The sequence below is a fragment of the Microcoleus vaginatus PCC 9802 genome (assembly GCA_022701275.1).
GTDB lineage: Bacteria > Cyanobacteriota > Cyanobacteriia > Cyanobacteriales > Microcoleaceae > Microcoleus > Microcoleus vaginatus_A.
Map to the genome: position 1 here is coordinate 2,059,290 of CP031740.1, position 22,916 is coordinate 2,082,205.

Here is a 22,916-nt window from a genome sequence, read left to right on the forward strand (position 1 = left end):
CTTCGGGAACGCTTCGCGAACGGGATAGCTTCGCTTCCCGCTCTTTTTGAACCGCAGATGCAGGCGGATAAACGAGGAGGGACGCAGATGGATGAAAGGGATTCGCACTTACCGACTAAACCTCTTCAAAAATCGCGCCTCGCTGCTGTAGATTCACCTGCATCTCCTCATCCATTCCTGAATTGTTCCCAAACCTCGCTGACTCGACATTCGCACCGCTGAAATTAGTATTTGTTAAATTCACTTCCAGCAGATTTGCGCCACTCAAATTGGCACCGCTGAGGTTAGCTAAAGCTAGACTTGCTTTGTGCAAATCTGCACCGCTTAGATCGGCATTTCCTAAGAAAGCGCCGCTCAAATCTGCACCGCCGAATTTGGCCTTTTGCAGGTTGGCGTCGCTGAAATCGACATCGTTTAAGGTTGCACCCCGGAAATTTACCCGATCGAGATTTGCGCTGCTAAAATCCAGTGCACTTAAAGTCGTTCCGCGCAAGGTGCTACCCGCGAAATCTAGTGCGGGATTGAGATTGGCGATTTTTGCCAACTCCACAAAGTTGTTGGTTTCAGCGGAAATAATGCGATCGACCATTTCCTGCAATTCCGATTCCGCTTCCGGGACAATCTCCACTTCGCCGGGTTCAACCGGAGGCAAATTGTAGGACAATACCGCCCAACTGAGAGCAGGCTGGAGTTTATGTTCTTGCAGGTATATAGTCAGGATTCTTTCTAAAACCGAATGTTGATTTGGCGTGATATCGTGCGGCCACAAACCCTCCGCATCTGTGAGATTAATATCTTCTTTAGCAACTTCAAAAGCCGCTCCCATCCTAAATTCTTTGCCAGCCACTTCTCCCAGCTTAGCACTTTTTAGCAAACCTTTTAATACTGATTTGCCCTGTTCTACTGCAAAAATCCAAGCTGGCGTTGTATCATCGCTTCTTGTGGAAACGTGACAAAATATGCTCTCTGTTTCCTTGATTTTTTCCGCATTCTCGCCGCCCTGAACTCCCCGCTGACTTTCGGTTACTAAAATTTCTGCACTGCTTTGAATCGGCAGGCTTTCTTCAATTGGCAAAAGCTTGAAAGAACCGACTAACTGACGCGATGCTACCGGAATTTCGCAGTTTTCTAGATATAGCTTGAGCGTCCCGCCTTGCAGACCAAATTTGACGCGACCACCTAGCAGGGGTTCCCAATGCTCGTTAAAATTCAGGCTCAAGTGAATGTCGAGCTGCTGGGCTTGGCTTGCAACCGATGGAACTGGAATTGCTTCTAATTGCATCCACAAGCAATCTGGGTATTTGTTGTGAGACTCTAGCGATCGCATATCGGGTAGAATTGCTGGCACTACCAGCCTGTAATTGATATTTAAATTAGTTTATCATCTCTATTTTATCACAATACAGCTTTTTTTTGTGGGTAAAGTTGTAAATTTTGTTTAATTTGATCCGCAACTCCTTGGTTTTGCTGAATTTGGCTTTTTACCCAATTCCGAAATGCTTTCACTAATTCCAAATAGTTCATTGTTTCTGCTTGTTCCAAAAATCTGACAATCTCTAATATCCGTAAGCTGGGAAATGCTAAACTGATCTCGCCCTCAACGTATTCTCCATTTTCTAATCTGTTGATTCTGAGTTGCAGTCCATTATAAATCCAAACTTCCGGCACTCCCAGATCCGCATAAACCTGCAAGCTATTTTCCGAACGGCTGGTAATATCAATTTCCACCACTAAATCCGGCGGCGGATCTTGAGTCAGATCGATTCTTTTTTTGCCTTTAACTGCACTAATATTCTGGATGTAAAAACATTTACCTGGTTCTGCACCGCTAAGTTCAGGACGTTTGAATGTCGTAGAACCAAGAGGCTCAATTCTCACATCTAATTCTTCAGCTAAGGTTTCAACAAATCGACCCAATACTTCTTTGAAACGTTCGTGTTCTGGGGAGGGTACCATAATTTTCAAATTGCCACGATTATATGTCAATCGAATTTGCCTATCGCCGATTTCGGCTAGCAAAGTTTCGTAGGTTTGCCAACTGATACCCGATAGCTCGACAATTTGTTCGGGTGGAGCGAGAGTTTGAGCGGTCATAGGGCTATTTTCGTGAAGAGTTCGTAGGCGCAAGCCGGGGTGTAGCCATCGCACTTTTGCATTATATCATCGAAGGAAGCCTAGACGGGAAATACCGAAGACAAATCCAGAGATAACTCTGGAAAACCCGGAATTACCACGGTCTGATTTGGCAAAACAACTCGTTGCAATTGATAACTATAACTCCCGTTTTGTTTCTGATAAGGTTCGCTGTGCATTTCCAGATGACGAGCGACCAAATTAAATATCCAATAATTAGAAATCCCAGTTTCAGCATAGAGAGACAACTTCGTTCTGCGATCGTACTTCAAAGTAGAATCGGAAACCTCAATTACCAACAAAATATCAGCAGGCTGCGGGTGAGAAGATAAATAATTGTCAGAACGATTGCGGGCAATCACAACATCGGGCTCTGGTTCGCTATCATCCGTCAAAGTAATCGGCTCTTGTGCGCGCACAAGAGCGCGTCTTGCCAGTAAAATGATTAACTCCTGAACTAAAAGACTGTTACAAAAAGAGTGCAGCCTACCTTTAGCAGCCATAATGATAATTTCTCCGCGAATCAATTCAACTCGCTCATCGGGGGCGAAAAATCCCAGTTCTCCCAAACGGTGATATTCTGCGATCGAGAATCGTTTTGCAGTTACGGCAGTCATAGCTTTTATTACCCTCTACAATTACCAACCTTTCCAATTAATTCTACTCAAAAATTCCGCCCCGTGCCCTCAATTCAACCTTCAGGGCATCCGAAATTCCCAAACAACAAAAAAACTTTGCATTGTCAACCACCGTATTTGTCAAATCAGCGCGGCTCAAATCAGCACCATTTAAATTCGCGCCACTCAAATTAACACCACTTAAATCAGCATTTTTAAAATCAGTATTTGTCAAATTGGCATTTACCAAAATAGCATTCGGTAAATAAGCACTACTCAAATTGGCGTTGGTTAAATTTGCACCGCTCAAATTAGCCCGGGGCAGCTTTGTCCGCAAATCTGCACCGCTTAAATTCGCGCTGCTGAGTTCAGCATCCCGCAAATTAGCATTGCACAAATTAGCATCAATTAAAATAGCAGCGCTCAGCAAAGCACCGCTGAGATCGGCCAACGTCAAATCTGCGCCTCGGAGGTTGGTTTCGCGCAAATCCGCACCGTTAAAATCAGCGTAGTGCAAGTCAAAACCGCTTAAATTAGCCCCGGCAAAATCCTCAACCGGATTCAAACCAACTGTTTCTACAAGTTGTACAAAACTCTTATTTTTATCAGTTAAAAATAGTTGCCGGACGATCGCCAATTGCTGCTGTCGGTACTGGTTAGCCTTCTCATAATCTGCTAAATACTTGTAAGCAAGCTTCAAATTCTTGAGAGCATTGCGCTCAATGCGATCATCCTTGCTAGCGCGCGCGATCGACAACTGCTGGTGATAGCATTCGATCGCACCAGGCAAATCTCCCTTAGCATCGTAAGCTAGTGCCAAATTGCCCAAAGTTTCCAACTCAGAGCGCCCGTCGCCAGTGTCCCGCGCGATCGCCAAACGCTGTTGCTGGTAATCAATAGCACCAGAAAAATCCTCCAGAGCACAACAAGCATTGCCCAGATTTCCCAAAGCATTAGCCTCGCCCCGGCGATCGCCAATTTCCCGCGCTAACACCAAATGCTGCTGGTAGCACTCGATCGCCTGAGCATAATTTCCCAGCGCTTCGTAAGCTACGCCCATATTACCCAGCGCCGCACCCGATCGCCGCTTATCGTCCATTGAGCGATACAGCGCCAGCGCTTCCTGCCAAGAACCCAGCGCCGCCTCAAATTGACGCGCCTGATATTGCGAAATCCCCTGCTTGATTAGCTCGCTAGCTTGTTCGCTCATAATGTCAAAATTAGTTAATAACTAAAGTTGATATTAATCGACCCAAAGCGGTAATTGCTAATCGGTAATCGGTAATCGGGAATCGGTATGGCCAATGCCCCTCTTCCCCATCCGTATTTTCACGTCCGTGCAAAAAAAAAGACCAAAAAAAGAGAGAGCTACCTAAGTAACTCTCTCTGCCATCAGGGTGCATCTACATAACACAATATAACATGATCGGCCTGAGGGGTGTCACCCCCAAACGTGAAGATGTTGTAAAGAAATGTAGATTAATTATAAAGTTACGAGCCAGGGAGAAGGGCGATCGCGCGGCGAGCTCGGGAAAAACCGATCGCCCGCCGCTGTATCTGCTACACCACCCCCTTAACAATTGCTTAGCCTGGGCCGTTAAGCTTCGCCGTCAGCAGCTCATTGGTCAGTTTGGGATCAGCCCGGCCGCCCGTTTCCTTCATCACCTTGCCGACAAAAAAGCCCAGCAGCTTAGTTTTACCGGCTCGGTACTGTTCGAGCTCCTTGGGATTGGCAGCTAACACCGCATCGATTGCTTGATCGATCGCCCCAGTATCCGAAATTTGAATCAAACCCTTGCTCTCAACGAACTTCTGAGGCGAACCACCGTTGGCCAGCAACTCCGGCAAAATATCCTTAGCGATTTTGCCGCTGATCGTGCCAGCATCAATCAGCCCCAGCAGTTCGGCTAAATCCTGCGGTTGGAAAGGAATTTCTGCGATCGCCAGTTTTTCATTTTTCAGATAAGCAGTAATATCGCCCATCACCCAATTCGCAGCTTGTTTAGCTACAGCACCAGCGGCGATCGATTTTTCAAAATACTCCGCCACCGCTTTGTCGTCAGTCAGCACCCGCGCGTCGTAGGGAGAAAGACCGAGTTCAGTTTCGTAGCGATTGCGCTTTTGGGCAGGCAATTCCGGCAGTTGAGCTTTCCAATCCTGCAATTGCTCGGCCGAAACTTTGATCGGAGGCAAATCTGGTTCCGGGAAATACCGATAATCGCTTGCACCTTCCTTAACCCGCATACTGAAAGTACACTGCTTGTTTTCATCCCAAAGCCGCGTTTCTTGGATGATGGTTTCGCCATTTTCCACAGCTTGAATTTGCCGCTCGATCTCGTAATCGATCGCCCGTTCGATCGCATTAAAAGAGTTCATATTTTTAATTTCCACCTTCGTGCCGAACTCTTTTCTGCCAACGGGGCGCACCGAAATATTCACGTCGCACCGGAGCGAACCTTCCTGCATATTCCCGTCGCCAACACCGATGTAGCGCACGATCCGGCGCAATTCTTGACCGTATTCGGCAGCTTCCGCGCCCGATCGCAAATCAGGTTCCGAAACAATTTCGATTAGAGGCACACCGGCGCGGTTGTAATCCACCATTGAATAAGTAGAACCGCTCAACCGATCGCTGCCGCCGTGAACCAATTTTCCGGCATCTTCCTCCATGTGCAAGCGAGTGATCCCGATTTTTTTTCTAGTAGAATTTCCCTTCTCGTCCACCAGTTCAATTTCTAGCCAACCGTTAGTAGCGATCGGCAAATCGAACTGAGAAATTTGATAATTTTTCGGCAAATCGGGATAGAAATATTGCTTGCGGTCAAACTTACTGTAAGGTGCGATTTCGCAGTTGAGAGCCAGCCCTGCTTTCACCGCATACTCCAGCACTTTTTGATTTAATACTGGCAACACTCCTGGCATTCCCATACAAATTGGGTCAATGTTAGTATTTGGGGTATTGCCAAATTCTGTAGAAGAACTGGAGAAAATTTTAGTATTCGTACTCAATTGACAATGAGTTTCGAGACCGATAATGGCTTCGTACTGAGTTTTAACTGGTGCAGCAGCAGTCATAAGCGATTTTAAAGACTGAATAACTTTAGATTTTATTTTACCTTTTTATTGACCAAAGTGAGTGGAGATTATTTGTAGGTACCGGCGGTTTCATTGGTGTCAACAAGCGCGTCAAACCCTTAGTTCGGCAGGTTTAAACCCCTGCCGGACTTTGAGAAAGCGTGTTTAGTTGAGACAAATGGGGCTCTGCATAGGCAACGGCCTGCTACAGATGGGCGATCGACCCAAGCCCCCAGCCACGCCGATCTCCTTTTGATCGCCCCCAAACAACAACTCTGTGCAAAAATATACTTAGCGCCTGCTCCTGCCCGCACCCTTGCCTTACCCAGGAGAGTTTTAGATCGATCCACCACAATTGCTGATCAATCTGCACCCCAAATCCTTTTACTTGCAGTCTTTAATAACGCCGCCCGCCTCCCACGATCGGCTCCACGCACCGACTAAAAATTAAAAATGTATAATTTAACAGGAAATTACATATTTTTAATTTTTAAGCTTTAATTTTTAATTCTAAAAGTAACACTTGTCTAAGTGTCAAAACTATGCGTGAATTTCCAGTTGAAAGTGCCACACTCTTTCAGAACAGCATCACTGAGCTAGAGAAGGCGGAATCAGCCCTCGAACTCGCTTGGAACGAACTCGAAAAACAAACAGCAGAAACCATTGCTCACATTGCCAAAGCCGGCTCAGCAAACACACAGGAAATTAGCGATCGCTTTGCCGGGGCGAAGCAACTCCGGCAGCAACTTCAAACTCAAATAAAAAAAGCCAACTCGCGGCGGGAATTTCATCTAGAAAACTCGCCAATGGCAGTTATAGAGTGGGACAGGGAATTTCGGGTAGTGCGGTGGTCGCCAATGGCAGAACAACTATTTGGCTGGAGTGCAGCAGAAGCAATTGGCAAATACTGGCACCAATGGTCAATAGTTTATCAAGAAGACTTCGAGGAAGTGTGCGCCGTCATAAATCAACTGTTAGACAGCAGAGAAACCCGCAACATTTGCCGCAACCGCAACTATACCAAAGATGGCTCGATAATTTACTGCGAATGGTACAATTCTGCACTCATTGATGAATCGGGAACAGTAATTTCAATTCTATCTTTTGGTAGAGACATAACCGATTGCCACCGCATTCAAGAAGAACTGCATGGGCGCGAACAAGCTTTCAGCACCCTAGCGGAAAATGCCACCGATATCATCGCCAGGTTTGATCGAGAATTCCGCCACCTTTACATCAACCACGCAGTAGAATCAGCAACCGGAAAAGCCCCCGCAGAATTGATGGGCAAGAGCAACAGAGAGTCAGGAATGCCACCACACTTGTGCGACCTGTGGGACGAGACTTTTTTGAAAGTTTTTGGCACCGGCAAACAAGAAACCATAGAATTTGAATTCCCCACTCCCGAGGGCATAAAACATTACCACTGTCGAGTCATTCCCGAATTTGCTGAAGACAATTCAGTAGAAACAGTTTTATCCATCGCCCGCGACATTACAGAACTAAAACAAGTCGAATTTCAGTTGCGACAAAGCGAATTCAAATTTAGAGCCATTGTTGATTCTAACATGATAGGCCTAATTTTTTGGGATCTTAACGGCAGCATTACAGATGCCAACGCCGCTTTTTTAAACACGGTAAATTATACGCGGGACGAGCTGCTTGCCGGAAGAGTTAACTGGCAAGAAATGACACCACCAGAATATGTGCGTTTAGATACAGAAAAAGTTGCCGAACTGAAGGCTAGAAATACGGTTGTTCCCTTTGAAAAAGAATTTATACGCTCCGATGGTAGCCGGGTTCCGGTGCTGCTGGGCAGCACATTTTTAGAAGGAACGCAGCAGTTAGGCGTCAGTTTTGTGCTGGACTTAAGCGAGCGCAAACAGGCAGAATCGGCACTGCAAAAACATCAACAACTTTTAGAGAGTATCCTGACAACTATCCCCAACTTTCTTTACATTTACGATGCAGTAGAAAACAAAAATATTTATGCAAATGAATCTGTCACAGCCATACTCGGCTACACTGCCAAAGAATGGCAAGATTTGGGTATAGATGCTGTCGCTAACTTAGTTCATCCCGATGATCGGTTAAAGCTAATTACAGGTATGGAGCGACTAAAATACAGCAGCAATCCCTATGAAACGGATGACAGAGACTACAGAATTAAACACAAAAATGGGGAATGGCGCTGGGTGCACGATCGCTCTACAATCTTCAAAAGAACCCCAGAGGGAAAAATGAGGCAAATTATCGGTTCCGTACTCGACATCAGCGATCGCAAACAAGCCGAAGAATCATTAAAACAGCAAAAAGAACTGCTGCAAACTATATTCGACAACGTGCCGGTCATGGTCGCATTCTTGGGCAGCAGCGGTGAAGTAAACTGGGTAAACCGCCACTGGGAACAAGTGCTCGGCTGGAGTTTGGCAGAAATCAAAAACCGCGATATCTTGGCCGAATTTTATCCGCAGCCAGAATACCGTCAATACGTTTTGGATGAAATCCAAGCAGCAACTCAGAAATGGAGCGACTTCAAAACAAAAGTTAGAGACGGGCGAATTATCGACACTTCTTGGGCAAATGTTCGCCTTTCCGACGGCAGTTGTATCGGAATTGGTCAAGATATCACCGAACGCAAACGAGTAGAATTTGAGCTCAAAGAACTCAACGAAACTTTAGAAGCTCAAGTCGCTCAGCGTACCGCAGAATTAGAAACTTTTTTTGATGCCTTGCCCGATCGCATTTTTGTGGTAGAACGCAAAAATATGCGCCAGCCTTTTGTCAACAAAACTCTTGCCAAGTTTTGCGGTTTCAACAGCAGCAGAGAGATGCAGGGCAAAACAGTTTTTGAATGTTTTTCCCACGAACTCGCCGAACGATTTTGCCGGGAAAATTGGCAGGTATTTGAAACAGGCGAAACTCTGCACTTTCAGGAAAAATTCGTGAGTTCCGGTGGCGCTTCCTACTACGATACTTTTAAAATTCCTCTGAGAAATCTCGACGGCGAGGTTTATGCTTTAATTGGCACTTCTCGCGATATCACTGAGTTGGTAGAGACAAAACAAGCTTTGTCAGAACGCACAGAGCAATTAGAAGCTGCAAATCAAGAGTTAGAATCTTTTTCTTACTCAGTTTCCCACGACTTGCGCGCACCTTTGCGACACATTTCAGGTTTTGTAGAAGCGTTGAAGCAGCGGCTAGAATTAACTGAGGCTTTGAGCGATCGCAAAATAGTTCACTATATGGAAATAATTGAAGACAGCAGCCAAAAAATGAGCCTGTTGATTGACGGTTTGCTCGCCCTGTCGCGGGTGAGTCGCACCGAGTTGAGGCAAATTCCGATCGATCTGAGCCGTTTGGTACAAAATGCGATTAAATTGACTAAACCCCCAACCGTCGCAGATCCGGCCCAAACTCCCCACAGCGTTGAATTTGCCGTCGGAGATTTGCCGACAGTAATGGGAGATCCAACCTTGCTACAACAAGTGTTCAGCAACTTGATTAGCAACGCCGTCAAGTTCAGCCGCGGGCGCACTCCGGCTACAATAGTTATTGAGGGTTTACCTGATGGGACGATTTTTGTCAAGGATAACGGGGTGGGTTTTCCGATGGAATATGCCGAACGCCTGTTTGGAGCCTTTCAAAGGCTGCACTCCCAGAGAGAATTTGAAGGTACGGGCATCGGTTTGGCGATCGTCCAGCGGATTATTCACCGCCACGGCGGCACGGTTTGGGCCGAAAGCCTACCTAGTCAAGGAGCCACCTTTTACTTTAAACTAGGGCAAACAATCTCAAACGGTAATATAGATTCGTAAGTTAAGTGTATAAGAGTTTTAAATTCTGAATTTAAAACTCTTATACACTTAAATAAGTCACAATCGGTGAGAGTCTCCGAATTTTGGTGTGACAGGAGTGTTCACTGTTAGAGATGGAAGCGAAAGATCTAGGCTGGGCTGTGAAAGATGCTCGTACTCCTAAAAAACGCTCTTTTAAAAATTGGGATGATCCCCAATCGGTTCGGTCAGCCCTCGACTGCTGGCGCTAAATAAAGGTCTTGCGAGTAGAGTATATAATTGATTTTGCTAAAAATAACTAAAAATATCGAGATAAAATTAACAAGAAAACTCAGTCTAAAAAATTACTAGCAAAAACACGAATAACCAGTTGAAAACCTCCCGAATACCTTATGTTAGATATAAATCAGACCAACTATCTACTAAAAATGGTAGCGGAATCAACATTAAAATTGTTGATTATCGAAGACATGGCAGAAGATATGGAATTAATAGTGCTCGCCTTAGAATCGGGGGGGGTAAATTTTAAGTGCGACACGGCAGAAACAGCAACCGAGTGCAGAAAACTGCTCGAGAATTGCCAGTACGATGCTGTACTCTCAGATTACCGGCTCCCCGGCTTCAACGGTTTAGAAGTATTGAAATTAATGCAGGAATTAGGGCAAGACATACCCTTGATTTTAGTAACCGGAAGTTTGGGAGAAGAAGCGGCAGTTGAGTGCATCAAAGCCGGAATGACCGATTACGTATTAAAAGGGCGGCTGTTTAGGTTGCCAACAGTCTTAGAACGATCGCTCCAAGAATACAAAATGCGGCGCCAGCAACAAGAAGCGATCGCCCAAATTCAGCGGCAAGCTCAGCGAGAAGCGATCGCCAACCGCATCCTCCAAGCCATGCGCTTCACCCTTGTACTCGACGAAGTGCTGCAAACCACTGCCGATCAACTGCACGAAGCTTTAGACATCAGCGCCTGCGCCATCTTGCAGCCAGATGCTGAAGGCGGCATCAGAATTCGCTACATCAGCAAAGCAGCCGACAGAGAACGGTTTGTCGGGCTAAATTGCAAAGTGGCCGAACACTTCCGCTCCGGGCTAGCGGCCGGGGAAACCCTGATCATCGACGAGTTATCGACACTTTGCCCGTCCCTGCAAGAATCAGCAGAGTTGGTAGGGTTTCGCGGCGTCGCGATCGCGCCACTGCTCTACCAGCGGTCATTTTTGGGAGGAATTAGCCTCTATCAGTGCGATCGGGCGCGCTCTTGGAGCGTCGAAGAACTGTCGCTACTCAAAGCCATAGCCGATCAGTGCGCGATCGCGATCCACCAAGCCGAACTTTACCAACAAGCCCAAACCGAACTCGCAGAACGCAAGCGCGCCGAAGCAGCAGTCTGTGGCATCCAGCAGCAGCTAGCCACAATGGCAGCCAACATTCCCGGCTCAGTCTACCGCACTGTGCTGCATCCAGACGGCACAATTTCCATGCCATACATCAGTCCGGGCGTGCGCGAAGTTACTGGGTTCGGGGCCGAAGAAGTGATTTCGCACCCGGAACTCTTGACCGAAATCATCCATCCAGACGACAAAAGCTCGTTTGACAGCCGCGTAGCAGCATCAAGAGCGACTCTTTTGCCGTGCGATCGGCAGTACCGCATCGTTCTGAGATCTGGGGAGGTCAAGTGGGTGCAAGACAGCGCTAAATTTTCCAAAAACGAAAACGGCGACGTAATTATAGACGGAGTAGCCCTCGACATCAGCGATCGCAAACAAGCAGAATCAGCCCTGCGCCAAAGCGAACAGCGATTTCGCTCGCTGATTGAAAACGCCACAGACATCACGATCATTCTCGACGCCGATGGAATATTCCGCTACATCAGCCCTTCCGTCAAGCGAATTTTAGGATACCCGCCCCACCAGGCGATCGGCCGCAGCGCCTTAGAAATAGTTCACCCCGACGACTGCGCCACGATCACCGAAACCCTCCACAAAGCCATTGAAAACCCCAAAAGAAGCCTGTCCCCAGTTGAGTACCGAGTCCGCCACCGCAACGGTTCCTGGTGTTATGTAGAAGCTGTAGCCACCAACTTGCTGTACGATCCCGCAGTCGAGGGAATTGTGATTAACTGTCACGATATCACTCAGCGCAAACTCGCCGAAGAACAACTGCTGCACGATGCTTTTCACGACGCCCTCACCGGATTGCCTAACCGATCGCTATTTACCGATCGGCTCGAACACGCTCTGAGGATGGCAAAACGGCGCAAAGACTACTTGTTTGCGGTGCTGTTTCTCGATTTAGATAGATTTAAAGTAGTCAACGATTCCCTCGGCCACGCCATCGGCGATCAACTGCTAGTATCGATCGCGCGGCGTCTGGAAGCTTGTCTGAGGGTCGGAGATACAGTGGCCCGCCTCGGAGGAGACGAGTTTGTGCTGTTGTTAGAAGACATCGAGGGCATCAATGAAGCTACCACCCTTGTCAACCGCCTGCAAAAGAAAATCACCTCCCCTATCCTTCTAGACGGACACGAAGTATTTATCACCGCCAGCATCGGCATAGCTTTGAGTTCGGGCGAATACCTGGAACCGACAACCCTGCTGCGCGACGCTGACACAGCAATGTACCGCGCCAAAGAACTCGGCAGAGCCCGACACGAAGTTTTCAACAGTTCCATGCACGCCCACGCTTTGCGGCTGTTGCAGCTAGAAAACGACCTGCGGCGGGCGATCGAATCAATTAGAGAGCCGGCCAGAGAAGAAGAATTTCCCGCATCCTGCGAATCAGTCTTACCTCCCTTATCCGCAGCGCCCCAGTTTATTATTCACTATCAGCCGATCGTGTCGATCGCCACTAACACAATTACCAGTTTTGAGGCCCTAGTGCGCTGGCAGCATCCAGAACGCGGCTTAGTTTCCCCCGGTGAATTCATCACCATCGCCGAAGAAACCGGCTTGATCGTACCCCTCGGCCGCTGGGTACTTCGCACAGCTTGCCACCAAATCCGCCAGTGGCAGCAGCTATTTCCCAGCAACCCCCCCTTAAGCGTTAGCGTCAACATTTCTGTCAAACAGTTTTCTCAACCAGATTTAATCGAATATATCGACCAAGTTCTCGCAGAAACTCACCTCGACGGCAGCAGTTTAAAACTAGAAATTACCGAAAGCGTACTCATAGAAAATTCCGAATCAGTAACAGCAATGCTGGTGCAGCTCAGAACCCGAAACATACACTTGTGCATTGACGACTTCGGCACCGGCTATTCATCGCTTTCCTACCTGCACCGCTTCCCCACCAATACCTTAAAAATAGACCGCTCTTTTGTTAGCAGGATGGGAGGTGAGTTCGATTTCAGTAAAGGAGGCATTGACCCCACAGAAATTGTGCGGTCGATCGTTACTTTGTCCCACAATTTAGGCATGGATGTAGTAGCCGAAGGAGTCGAAGAAGCCTCGCAACTATCTATACTAAAAGGGTTAAAATGTGAGTACGCCCAGGGATTCTTTTTCTCAAAGCCAGTAGACTCTCAAACAGCAGCAACCCTAATCCGACAGCAAGCAGAAAATCAGAATTTGCTGACATTTAGTTTGTTAGAGAAAGGCCATTAAAAAAACACGGCATTTTGTGAGTCCCGTTTCAGCATAAAATCTTAAAATATTTTAAAGCTGTGCCTAAGTGGCGTCAGTTAATAACTACGGCATCCAAATCACTGTCAACGACCCAGGTTTCAAGACACGCTTGCTTCGGCCCTAAGACTTAAACCATAGTTGACCAGAGGCGTACCTGCGTACTACGTTAACGGTAAGAGTTAAAGGCCTACCAGGGAATGCTCTCGCTAGTTCCTTGCCAAGCGAAATTTAGGATTAAACAGACTTATTGGGTTAGCGCGACCTGAAATGGTCGTTTAGTACGGGAAGCCGACTTCCCTGGAGGATTCACACCCTCCACCCTCACGTAAAAGACTCTCAAAGAAGAGTTTGGTCACGACCTAGTAGGTAACGAAACAGTCGGAGTGCAGACCACGAAAGTAGCCGAAGCTAGCAGCCTAAGCTGGTTAGGAGCAAGGGGGAAAATCTCCAATGGTGAAAACAAGTTAACTATCGATTAAACTGCGTCATTAAGCTAAGAGCCAAATAAGGCTGATAGGCTCTAACCAAAAGGTACGTGGAAGGATTCAAGATTTAACCCCTCTCTGAATCGTGTGAACAAAAAACCCACCGCAGAATAGATAGCACCTAAAGGAAGATAGAAAAACTAAATGACACAACAGGGTAAACCCCACAGAGTCTAAAAGAAGTCGATAACTTTTAGTAGGTCTGAGGCAACAAGGACGGAACTCTCTGGAGGGTAAAGGATGGAGGAAAAAGCGAATGCTGGCTTGTAATGAGTCAGATAGGGGTTGAAACATTACTTCTGACCGAAAGGAACAGCAGACTTCCTCTGGGTCTTATGCGGAAGAAACCAGATTAAGGAATCCAATCTAAGGACAAGTTAGATGATGTCTTCTGAGACAACAAACGGACTGAAGAGACGACTTGAAGACTGGAACCAAATCAATTGGTATAAGGTTAACAAGCTCGTTAGAAACCTACGTCAAAGAATCTTTCGTGCGAGAAAACTTGGTGACTTCCGTAAGATACGAAGCTTGCAGAAGTTAATGTTACGAAGCTACGCCAACTTACTGCTGTCAGTTCGACGTATCACCCAGACCAATCAAGGTAAAGCAACGGCAGGAATTGACAAAGAAGTAATCAATACCCCAAAGCAAAGGGTGATTCTGGTAAACAATTGGGATGGGGGCAACCTCAAACCAACTCGTAGGGTGGAAATACCGAAACCTAACGGAAAGAAACGACCGCTCGGCATCCCTACCGTGCGCGACAGAATCGAACAGGCAATAGTAAAGAACGCACTAGAACCCGAATGGGAAGCCGTATTCGAGGCACACTCGTATGGTTTCCGACCGGGAAGAAGCTGTCATGATGCTATAGCCCAATGCTTCAACAGGATAAGAATTGGATATAGAGGCGGTGACACTTGGGTTCTAGAAGCTGACATCAAGGGATTCTTCGACAACATCGCCCATGAATCCATCCTGACTATGGTGAGCAATTTTCCAAAAATAGAACTCATCAAAGGATGGTTAAAAGCGGGTTTTGTGTTCCAAGGGAAATTCAACCCGACAGAACTAGGCACACCACAGGGCGGTGTTATTTCGCCGTTACTTGCCAACATCGGTTTGCATGGCTTAGAAAGCCTTATAAAAGCCACCAATCCGAAGCTTGGAGTGGTACGATACGCCGATGACTTCATCGTTACGGCTAGAGACAAATACAGTCTCGAAACTGCCCAGAACCTAATTCAAGCATGGATGTCTGAACGAGGTCTTGAACTCAGTGCTGAGAAGACGGTCATTACGTCAATGGAAGATGGCTTCGACTTCCTGGGGTTCAACTCCCGGCACTACGATGGAAAACTCCTAATCAAACCGTCCAAAAGGAAGGTGTTAGCCTTCTGTAAACGAATTGGTAAGGAAATCAAAAACCTGAATGGTGTAGAACAGGAAGTTCTAATTAAAAAGCTCAATCCAATTCTCAGGGGTTTTGCGAACTACTATAAAGGTGTAGTAAGCAAAGAAACCTTCTGCTATATCTCACACCGAGTATGGCAATACCTTTGGCGTTGGGCAAAGCGTAGACACCCCAACAAAAGCGCTAAATGGGTAAGAAAGCGCTACTTCAAAACCATTAAAGGCAATAAATGGATGTTCGCCTGCACAACAAGCGACCGCCGAGGGATGGACAAAGAACTTGTCCTTTACCAGATAGCATATACAGCCATTGAGCGCCATATAAAGGTCAAGGGGGACGCAAGTCCCGATAACCCCTCACTAAAAGGATACTGGGAAAAGCGCCACCAGAAGTATGGTAAAACTCGCTTTGAAAAAGGCTCTAAGCTATATAAGATAGCAGAAAACCAGAACTGGAAATGTTCAGAATGTGGCGAACCTTTATTCAACGGAGAGGAAATCGAAACCCATCACATAGTATCTGTGGCAGAAGGTGGAACTGACGACATGGAAAATCTTCTGCACCTGCACTCTTCGTGTCATAAGCAGATGCACAAAACCCAAGGCAAATCTCGCTTGAAGTAAGGCTTGAGCCGTATGAGTGCGAAAGTCTCATGTACGGTTCTTAGGGGAGGGGAGAGTGGCAACACTCGAACCTTACCCGACAATCAGTGTCCTAGATATAGTACCGGCTGTTAACGAAGGCGCAAGCTAACATTACCCCTCTCATAGAGGAGCGAACATTATGCGATCGCCGATTGCGAGGTTGGATGTGGTAATTGTCCCACTGAAAGTACATTACAAAAGTACACTCCCATCTAGCAATCCCCGTGTAATGGAAAGATTCACGGCGGTTCAAACCGCCTAGCCGTTTCCCTCTCAGGTCTAAAGACACGCTCGTTTCCCACTTACCGAATTTTTTTATGACTATTGGCTACCTCGCACTCGTTCTGCACGCCCACCTGCCCTTTGTCCGCCACCCCGAAAGCGACTATGTTTTAGAAGAAGAATGGCTGTTTGAGGCGATCGCGGAAACCTACATTCCCCTGCTGCAGGTCTTTGAAGGGCTCAAACGCGACGGCATCGACTTTAAAATTACCATGAGCATGACGCCGCCCTTGGTGGCAATGCTGCGCGACCCCTTGCTGCAAGACCGCTTCGACGACCACTTGGCTAAACTCGAAGAATTAGCGGATCTCGAAATCGAACACAACAGCGGCAACGGTCACCTCCGGTATTTAGCAGAACATTACGCCGCTCACTTCTCTCAAGTTCGCAACTTTTGGGAAAAGTACGATCGAGATTTAGTCAAAGCCTTCAAAGAACACCAAGATACCAACAACCTCGAAATCATCACCTGCGGTGCCACCCACGGCTACCTACCGCTGATGAAAATGTACCCCGAAGCAGTTTGGGCACAAATTCAAGTAGCTTGCGACAACTACGAAGCAAACTTCGGCCGCAGACCAAAAGGCATTTGGCTGCCCGAATGCGCCTACTATGAAGGCTTAGAGCGGATGTTAGCCGACGCAGGCCTCCGCTACTTTCTCACAGACGGTCACGGCATCCTCTACGCCCGCCCGCGTCCCCGCTACGGCAGCTACGCCCCAATTTTCACCGAATGCGGAGTCGCAGCCTTCGGCCGGGATCACGAATCCTCGCAGCAGGTTTGGTCTTCCGAAGTCGGCTATCCAGGGGCCGCCGAATACCGCGAATTCTACAAAGATTTGGGCTGGGAAGCTGACTACGATTACATTAAGCCCTACATCATGCCCAACGGTCAGCGGAAAAATACCGGGATTAAATATCACAAAATCACCGGTCGTGGATTGGGTTTAGGCGATAAACAGTTGTACGATCCTTACTGGGCAAGGGAAAAAGCAGCCGAACACGCCAGCAACTTTGCTTTCAACCGGGAACGCCAAGTCGAACACCTCAACGGCATTATGCAGCGTCCGCCGATTATTGTTTCGCCTTACGACGCCGAACTTTTCGGTCACTGGTGGTACGAAGGGCCTTGGTTCTTAGATTACCTGTTCCGCAAGAGTTGGTACGACCAAAATACCTACGAGATGACGCACTTAGCCGATTATTTGCGCGGAAATCCGACTCAGCAAGTTTGCCGTCCTTCTCAGTCTAGCTGGGGTTTCCGGGGTTTCCACGAGTATTGGCTCAACGATACCAATGCTTGGATTTACCCGCACTTGCACAAAGCAGCGGAACGGATGATTGAGTTGGGAAGCATGGAACCTGCGGATGAATTGCAGTGGCGGGCTTTGAACCAGGCGGCACGGGAAGTGCTGCTAGCTCAATCTTCTGACTGGGCATTTATCATGCGTACAGGAACGATGGTGCCCTATGCAGTGCGGCGGACTCGATCGCACTTAATGCGCTTTCACAAGCTTTACGATGAAGTGAAAGAAGGCAAAGTCGATTCGGGTTGGTTGGAGAAGGTTGAGGAGATTGATAATATTTTCCCTGAAATTAACTATCGCGTTTATCGACCGCTTTAAGTCTCGTTTCCCCTTTCATCCTGTCCCCCCAGCCCTGCTTAAGGGAGGGACAGGATGTTAATTAAAATTAGGCGCTGCTGAATCAAGGTATGATAAACTTATAATGCGATCGCGGACGCAGAAAATGATTTCTTTGATTTTGATACGGAATTGGAACATCGGCAAATTTTAGATAGTGAATTAGTAATTGAATTGAATATATTAGAAAGTTGTTGTCTAATTTAGAATAACAAGACTTTTTCGTTTTATACGCGCTATCCGGGTGCCTTAATCTTGTATTTTTACCCTCAACTCTTATCATATAGCAATCCTTGCAGGAGTTATAAATTTTAGGATTGCTATATTTGTCAAATATTTATAAGATTAAGAGTTGTAACACATTAGTATTTCCAATCAATGAAGCGATTATTGGTGTAAAAAGATCAATTATTCTTAATAATTGCCAAAAGATATGGGCTTAAAATTGACTTAAATTAATAATTGTAATTTTTGTTTAAATATTGTTAGATAAGTTAATAATGCGTCTTAGTAAAACTACTTAACTAAGCGGCATAAATAATTTAAAATTATAGTGAAAAGAGCAGCCAGTACCGCAGTTAACTTCACACAAGCTTTACAATAGGATGAAATCTAAGTATTTCAACGGCAAAAAATGGCGACAAACATGGGACGATATTTGCACGTACTGAAATTGTTCTGGGGTGCGGCGATCGCAGCGGAACTAGAATACCGAATCAACTTTGTCCTCGCGACTCTCAGCAGTCTCGGAAATCTTGCGGGCAGCTTATTTGGGCTGTTTTTGTTCTACCGTACCGGCTACAGGTTTGCGGGCTATTCATGGGAAGAGGCTTTAGTTGTGCTCGGTATTTTCACGATTTTGCAGGGGTTTTCGTCAACGTTTCTAGCACCTAATCTCAGCCGTATTGTCGATCGAGTGCAGCAAGGTACTCTCGATTTCGTACTCCTCAAACCCATCAGTTCCCAATTCTGGCTATCTGCAAACACAGTTTCGCCTTGGGGAATCCCAGATTTAATCTTCGGCACCGTATTGCTGCTGTATGCTGCCAACAAGTTGGGAGTAGGAATCGGCAACTATTTTTTAACAGCAATACCGCTGTTATTCGGAACTATTACTCTTTACAGTATATGGTTTATGTTAGGGGCCACCAGCATTTGGTTTGTCAAAATTTACAATGTTACCGAAGTCCTCAAAGGATTGTTAGAAGCGGGTAGATTTCCAATGGCAGCTTATCCCGCAGCTTATCGATTTTTCTTCACTTTCGTAGTTCCCGTTGCCTTCTTGACGACTGTGCCTGCAGAAGCCATGCTGGGGAGAGGTGAAATCGTTTGGATCGCAGGGGCGGGAATATTGGCGATCGGGCTGTTATTTTTCTCCCGCTACTTCTGGCAATTTGCACTCCGCTTTTACACCAGCGCTTCCAGCTAGTTAAGTAGGTAGGTAAGCTGCTGCAGATCTAGATTGTCTATTATGTTTGAGAGGGAGAGGATTGGACACGTGGGGAATAGGGACTTGAAATATACATTTTAAATGCCAAACAGCTTATCTAAAAAATATTTCTTTCTATTTACTTAGATAGTTAAATTAATGTAAAATTTCAACCTATCCTTGAAATGTAAACTGGAAATAAACCACGCAAACGAAGGGAAATCAATGAAAAGAAAAAAACTGGGTAACAGTAATTTTACTATCAGCGCGATCGGTCTTGGAGGTATGCCCCTGTCCTTAAGCAGCCGGCCGCCAGAATCGCAATCAATTGCGGTAATTCACCGCGCCCTCGATTTGGGTGTCACCCTAATTGACACCGCAGATTCCTACTGTCAAGATGAATCCGACAAACACCACAACGAGCAACTGATTGCCAAAGCTTTGGAACAGTACACCGGAGATACTCGGGCGGTTACTGTCGCCACTAAAGGCGGCTTAATGCGGCCTCAAGGTGCATGGACGCGCAACGGCAATCCCCATCATTTGCGCCAGACAATTCGCGAAAGTTTTGAAGCATTGGGCGGCCAGAAACCGATCGACCTTTGGCAATATCACTCGCCAGATCCCGCTTATACCATAGAAGCAGCCCTAGCACCTGCAAAAGAAGCAGTAGAAGCAGGAATGATTCGATTTATAGGAGTGTCCAACTTTTCTGTAGAGCAGATCAAACGTGCCCGCGATACAGTAGAAGTTGTCTCCGTGCAGAATCAGTACAATCCGTGGCACAGACAGCCGGAATCAGACGGCGTTCTGGAATATTGCGAAACCGAAAAACTGACATTTTTTCCCTGGAGTCCTTTGGGAGGAAGCCGCCGCGTCACCAGCTTAGAAGATATGCCCGCGATCGCCAAATTAGCCGCAGAAAAAAACGTTTCAGTTTACTGTATAGTATTAGCTTGGTTGATGGCTCAATCGCCCTGCGTCGTTCCGATTCCCGGTGCGACCAAAGTATCGAGTATTGAGGACTCTGTACGGGCGCTCGAAGTTAAATTGACTGACGAGGAATTGCAACAAATTGCCGTAAGTTAAGTATATAAGGGCAAAAAAAACAATAGAACAGGCTTTCCGGCCTGTTCCACAAACAAAACTTTATTTTGGGGTGGACCGGCAAGCCCGCCCCTGAAAGTGGGATTTAATGAGTAAAGTTGACATTTTTTGAGGAATTGGGTTTTATGGAAGCTAATCAAGTGAATGCCGATCGAGACGTAGCAATTGAACATCAAAACGTACCTGTCGCCCATGAAGGACTGCACAACTTTTTATACAGTTCCGACTCTGAACACAGTGCAGCCGCCGCTATTTCTGAATTAGAAAATGACGGCACGCAAGTAATGTCGATCGATACATGGCGCGATTTGGCAACTAACGCGAAAGTCGCCGGCGTTTACGCTGTAATGGACATTTCCCGCAACACTCAGTATGTAGGTTATTCGCGAAATATCCTGCTTTCAATCAACGGTCACATCGCCCAAAATGGCGCAGAAAATTGTGCTTTCCTGCGCGTGCAAACTTTCAAATTCCCGAAGCGGGAAGAAATGGAAAGTTTGCGGGATGCTTGGATAGCATCCATTGGCAGCATTCCGCCTGGAAACGGTGCTGAAAGCGAAATGTGGGCGGCTACGGTAGGCCAAGCAGCGCGATCGGCAATGTCTGCGGAGGAACAAAAAGCTTATGAAGAAAAGAAGCTGAAATTGCGGAAAGCAATGGCAGATTCCACTCTTACCAAAGAGTTAGAAACCGCCGTCCAAAGTGACGGCGAACGCGCTAAGGATTTGGAAGCTGCTGTTAATAATGATGACTGGAGTGCGGTGATTCAATCGCAAACTCAGGAAACAAAGTCCGGCGAATAAAATTCGCTGCTACATAAACTTTCGTCCATAAAGGGGGCGGGTTTATGTAGATTTTTGGTGAAAATTAAAGAGTGTTGGTGAACCAGCCCATACTAATTAATGACTAATTTTGCGTTCAGTAACTAAAGTCAAACTTACCCATTCACCCCGCTCATTGTAACTGCGAATCATCCGAAACCGCAAGTCAGGTTCTACCAACCAACCTGCCTCGAAAAATATAGGTTTTCTCAACTCAATCTTGACAGGTAAAGCGCAAGAACCGCCGTCAGGAAGGAGTACAACTTGTACGGGCGAAGCACCTTCGTTAAAGTGCAGAAGTGAACCGTCAATGGTGGCGCTAGAACTGATAACAGTAGCATTACTGCCAAAAGTCATTTTATGCACTAGGCGATCGCTACTTTCTAAATGCAATTGCATTTTGGTAGAATAAAATTCAGGAGAACGCCCATCTGGATACATTTTCACGGCTTCGCCCTGCCACTCTCCCAGCAAATCGTCAACAGTTAAAGGCGGACGTTCGGGCACATTTTTATCAAGCTGCTTTTCCCGAATTAAGGTAAGTTTGGATAAATTGCCGTCGGTATTGTAGATCTGAATGAAGCGCAATCGGCGATAATTGTAGATGAAACCAAACTCAGCACCGCACTCAGAAAAAGGCGCTAGCTGAATAGTACCCTGAGAAAAAGCTCCATTCTCAAAAAATAGGATATCTCGTCCCAAAGCTTGATATTCTCGAACAAGTTCGCTCACTTCCGGTTCGCCGACACCGCTAGGATTTGGGGAAAAGCGACGGAGTTTCAATCGCACAGTTTTGTTGTCATTTAGACCTTCAAGAGAAATAATGCTAGGAGTATCTTGAAGTACCTCTCCTCGCGGTGATATCTGAGTGAAGGAACCGTGCCATTCTCCCAAGTTTTGCAGAAAGTTTTCCCATTGTGATACCATATTCTTACCTGTGGATATATGTCTAAAAATAGAATTATAACTCTGCTTACTGATTTTGGATTAAGCGATGTTTATGTGGGAGTGATGAAAGGTGCGATCGCCCAAATTAACCCGCAGTTAAAAGTCATTGACATTACGCACCAAATACCATCTCAAAATATTGCGGCGGCGAGGTTTTGTTTGATGACTGCTTTTGCTTATTTTCCGCCGGAAACCGTACACGTTGCTGTCGTCGATCCGGGGGTGGGAAGCAAGAGACGCGGGGTTGCGATTAAATGTGCTAATTGCTTTCTTGTCGGGCCGGATAACGGGTTGTTTAGCGGGGTGTTGAGTCGGGAAAGTGCGATCGCATCTGTCGAACTCACCAACCCCAAATACTGGCGCACACCTCAACCCAGCAGCACTTTCCACGGTCGCGATATTTTCGCTGCTGCGGGCGCTCACTTGGCCAACGGGGTGGCGTTGGAAGACTTGGGAGAGGATCTCGACCCTGCAAGTTTAGTGCAGTTAGAGATACCAAATTGTGCCGTTACAGCCACAGGTATAGAAGGCTGTGTTCAATATGTCGATCGCTTTGGCAACTTAATTACTAATATCCCCAATGATTGCATTATAGGTAACAATTGGTCATTGACAATTAGCAATAGTTCTGATGCAATTCGCGTCCCCAGCGGTAAAACCTACAGCGACAGCGAACCGGGCCATTTAATTGCCATAACTGGTTCTGACGGTTGGCTAGAAATTGCCGTTAATGGCGGCAGCGCTCAATCAGTATTAAAATTGGAATGCGGAGCGATCGTGCAATTGCTTTTTGAAACTAACAATTAAATAGGACTTACGCATGGGTACTCAGAAACCGGATTTTTACGAAAATACTTTGTTGGCATCAGGAGATTGCGTAAAAAACCCGGTTTCT

The 22,916-nt window shown here is 46.5% G+C and carries 13 protein-coding genes and 1 pseudogene; 8 read left to right on the top strand and 6 right to left on the bottom strand.

The window, feature by feature from the left end:
* Positions 1-115 precede the first annotated feature (115 nt).
* The 5 genes and pseudogenes from D0A34_08445 to gatB all read right to left on the bottom strand — a co-directional run bounded on the left by D0A34_08445 (position 116) and on the right by gatB (position 5,825).
* Positions 116-1,348, bottom strand: a complete 1,233-nt coding sequence (locus D0A34_08445; GenBank protein ID UNU18898.1) for a pentapeptide repeat-containing protein — start codon at positions 1,346-1,348, stop codon at positions 116-118.
* A gap of 116 nt (positions 1,349-1,464) precedes the next feature.
* Positions 1,465-2,094 (bottom strand): annotated as a pseudogene (locus D0A34_08450) (Uma2 family endonuclease).
* An 80-nt stretch (positions 2,095-2,174) separates the two neighbouring features.
* Positions 2,175-2,750: a Uma2 family endonuclease gene (locus tag D0A34_08455; protein ID UNU18899.1), complete on the bottom strand. Its 576-nt coding sequence runs from the start codon at positions 2,748-2,750 to the stop codon at positions 2,175-2,177.
* A 43-nt stretch (positions 2,751-2,793) separates the two neighbouring features.
* Entirely contained in the window at positions 2,794-3,960 is a 1,167-nt protein-coding gene (locus D0A34_08460) for a tetratricopeptide repeat protein (protein UNU18900.1), read from the bottom strand.
* A 374-nt stretch (positions 3,961-4,334) separates the two neighbouring features.
* On the bottom strand, positions 4,335-5,825 hold the full coding sequence (gatB, locus tag D0A34_08465; GenBank protein ID UNU18901.1) for an Asp-tRNA(Asn)/Glu-tRNA(Gln) amidotransferase subunit GatB: 1,491 nt from the start codon (positions 5,823-5,825) through the stop codon (positions 4,335-4,337).
* A gap of 542 nt (positions 5,826-6,367) precedes the next feature.
* Here gatB and D0A34_08470 point away from each other — a divergent pair.
* The 7 genes from D0A34_08470 (at position 6,368) to D0A34_08500 (ending at position 21,055) form a co-directional block, all read left to right on the top strand.
* Positions 6,368-9,643, top strand: a complete 3,276-nt coding sequence (locus D0A34_08470; GenBank protein ID UNU18902.1) for a PAS domain-containing sensor histidine kinase — start codon at positions 6,368-6,370, stop codon at positions 9,641-9,643.
* 371 nt (positions 9,644-10,014) lie between these two features.
* Positions 10,015-13,224, top strand: a complete 3,210-nt coding sequence (locus D0A34_08475; protein UNU18903.1) for an EAL domain-containing protein — start codon at positions 10,015-10,017, stop codon at positions 13,222-13,224.
* A gap of 887 nt (positions 13,225-14,111) precedes the next feature.
* Positions 14,112-15,770, top strand: coding sequence for a group II intron reverse transcriptase/maturase (gene ltrA, locus D0A34_08480; GenBank protein UNU18904.1), 1,659 nt, complete (start codon positions 14,112-14,114; stop codon positions 15,768-15,770).
* A 338-nt stretch (positions 15,771-16,108) separates the two neighbouring features.
* Positions 16,109-17,698, top strand: coding sequence for a glycoside hydrolase family 57 protein (locus tag D0A34_08485; protein ID UNU18905.1), 1,590 nt, complete (start codon positions 16,109-16,111; stop codon positions 17,696-17,698).
* Positions 17,699-18,362: 664 nt separating this feature from the next.
* Complete coding sequence (locus D0A34_08490; GenBank protein UNU18906.1) at positions 18,363-19,145, top strand: ABC transporter permease; 783 nt, start codon at positions 18,363-18,365, stop codon at positions 19,143-19,145.
* A gap of 225 nt (positions 19,146-19,370) precedes the next feature.
* Entirely contained in the window at positions 19,371-20,234 is an 864-nt protein-coding gene (locus D0A34_08495; protein UNU18907.1) for an aldo/keto reductase, read from the top strand.
* A gap of 158 nt (positions 20,235-20,392) precedes the next feature.
* Entirely contained in the window at positions 20,393-21,055 is a 663-nt protein-coding gene (locus D0A34_08500) for a GIY-YIG nuclease family protein (protein ID UNU22222.1), read from the top strand.
* Positions 21,056-21,151: 96 nt separating this feature from the next.
* Here D0A34_08500 and D0A34_08505 read toward each other — a convergent pair whose 3' ends face one another.
* Positions 21,152-22,000: a DUF3598 family protein gene (locus D0A34_08505; protein ID UNU18908.1), complete on the bottom strand. Its 849-nt coding sequence runs from the start codon at positions 21,998-22,000 to the stop codon at positions 21,152-21,154.
* A gap of 18 nt (positions 22,001-22,018) precedes the next feature.
* Here D0A34_08505 and D0A34_08510 point away from each other — a divergent pair, with 18 nt between their 5' ends.
* Complete coding sequence (locus tag D0A34_08510; GenBank protein ID UNU18909.1) at positions 22,019-22,828, top strand: hypothetical protein; 810 nt, start codon at positions 22,019-22,021, stop codon at positions 22,826-22,828.
* Positions 22,829-22,916: the final 88 nt, after the last annotated feature.

Excerpts from the sequence above, each read along its gene's own strand:
- D0A34_08455 (UNU18899.1), bottom strand. The coding sequence starts at position 2,750 with ATGACTGCCGTAACTGCAAAACGATTCTCGATCGCAGAATATCACCGT.
- D0A34_08460 (UNU18900.1), bottom strand. The coding sequence starts at position 3,960 with ATGAGCGAACAAGCTAGCGAGCTAATCAAGCAGGGGATTTCGCAATAT.
- gatB (UNU18901.1), bottom strand. The coding sequence starts at position 5,825 with ATGACTGCTGCTGCACCAGTTAAAACTCAGTACGAAGCCATTATCGGT.
- D0A34_08470 (UNU18902.1), top strand. The coding sequence starts at position 6,368 with ATGCGTGAATTTCCAGTTGAAAGTGCCACACTCTTTCAGAACAGCATC.
- D0A34_08475 (UNU18903.1), top strand. The coding sequence starts at position 10,015 with ATGTTAGATATAAATCAGACCAACTATCTACTAAAAATGGTAGCGGAA.
- ltrA (UNU18904.1), top strand. The coding sequence starts at position 14,112 with ATGATGTCTTCTGAGACAACAAACGGACTGAAGAGACGACTTGAAGAC.
- D0A34_08485 (UNU18905.1), top strand. The coding sequence starts at position 16,109 with ATGACTATTGGCTACCTCGCACTCGTTCTGCACGCCCACCTGCCCTTT.
- D0A34_08490 (UNU18906.1), top strand. The coding sequence starts at position 18,363 with ATGGGACGATATTTGCACGTACTGAAATTGTTCTGGGGTGCGGCGATC.
- D0A34_08495 (UNU18907.1), top strand. The coding sequence starts at position 19,371 with ATGAAAAGAAAAAAACTGGGTAACAGTAATTTTACTATCAGCGCGATC.
- D0A34_08505 (UNU18908.1), bottom strand. The coding sequence starts at position 22,000 with ATGGTATCACAATGGGAAAACTTTCTGCAAAACTTGGGAGAATGGCAC.
- D0A34_08510 (UNU18909.1), top strand. The coding sequence starts at position 22,019 with ATGTCTAAAAATAGAATTATAACTCTGCTTACTGATTTTGGATTAAGC.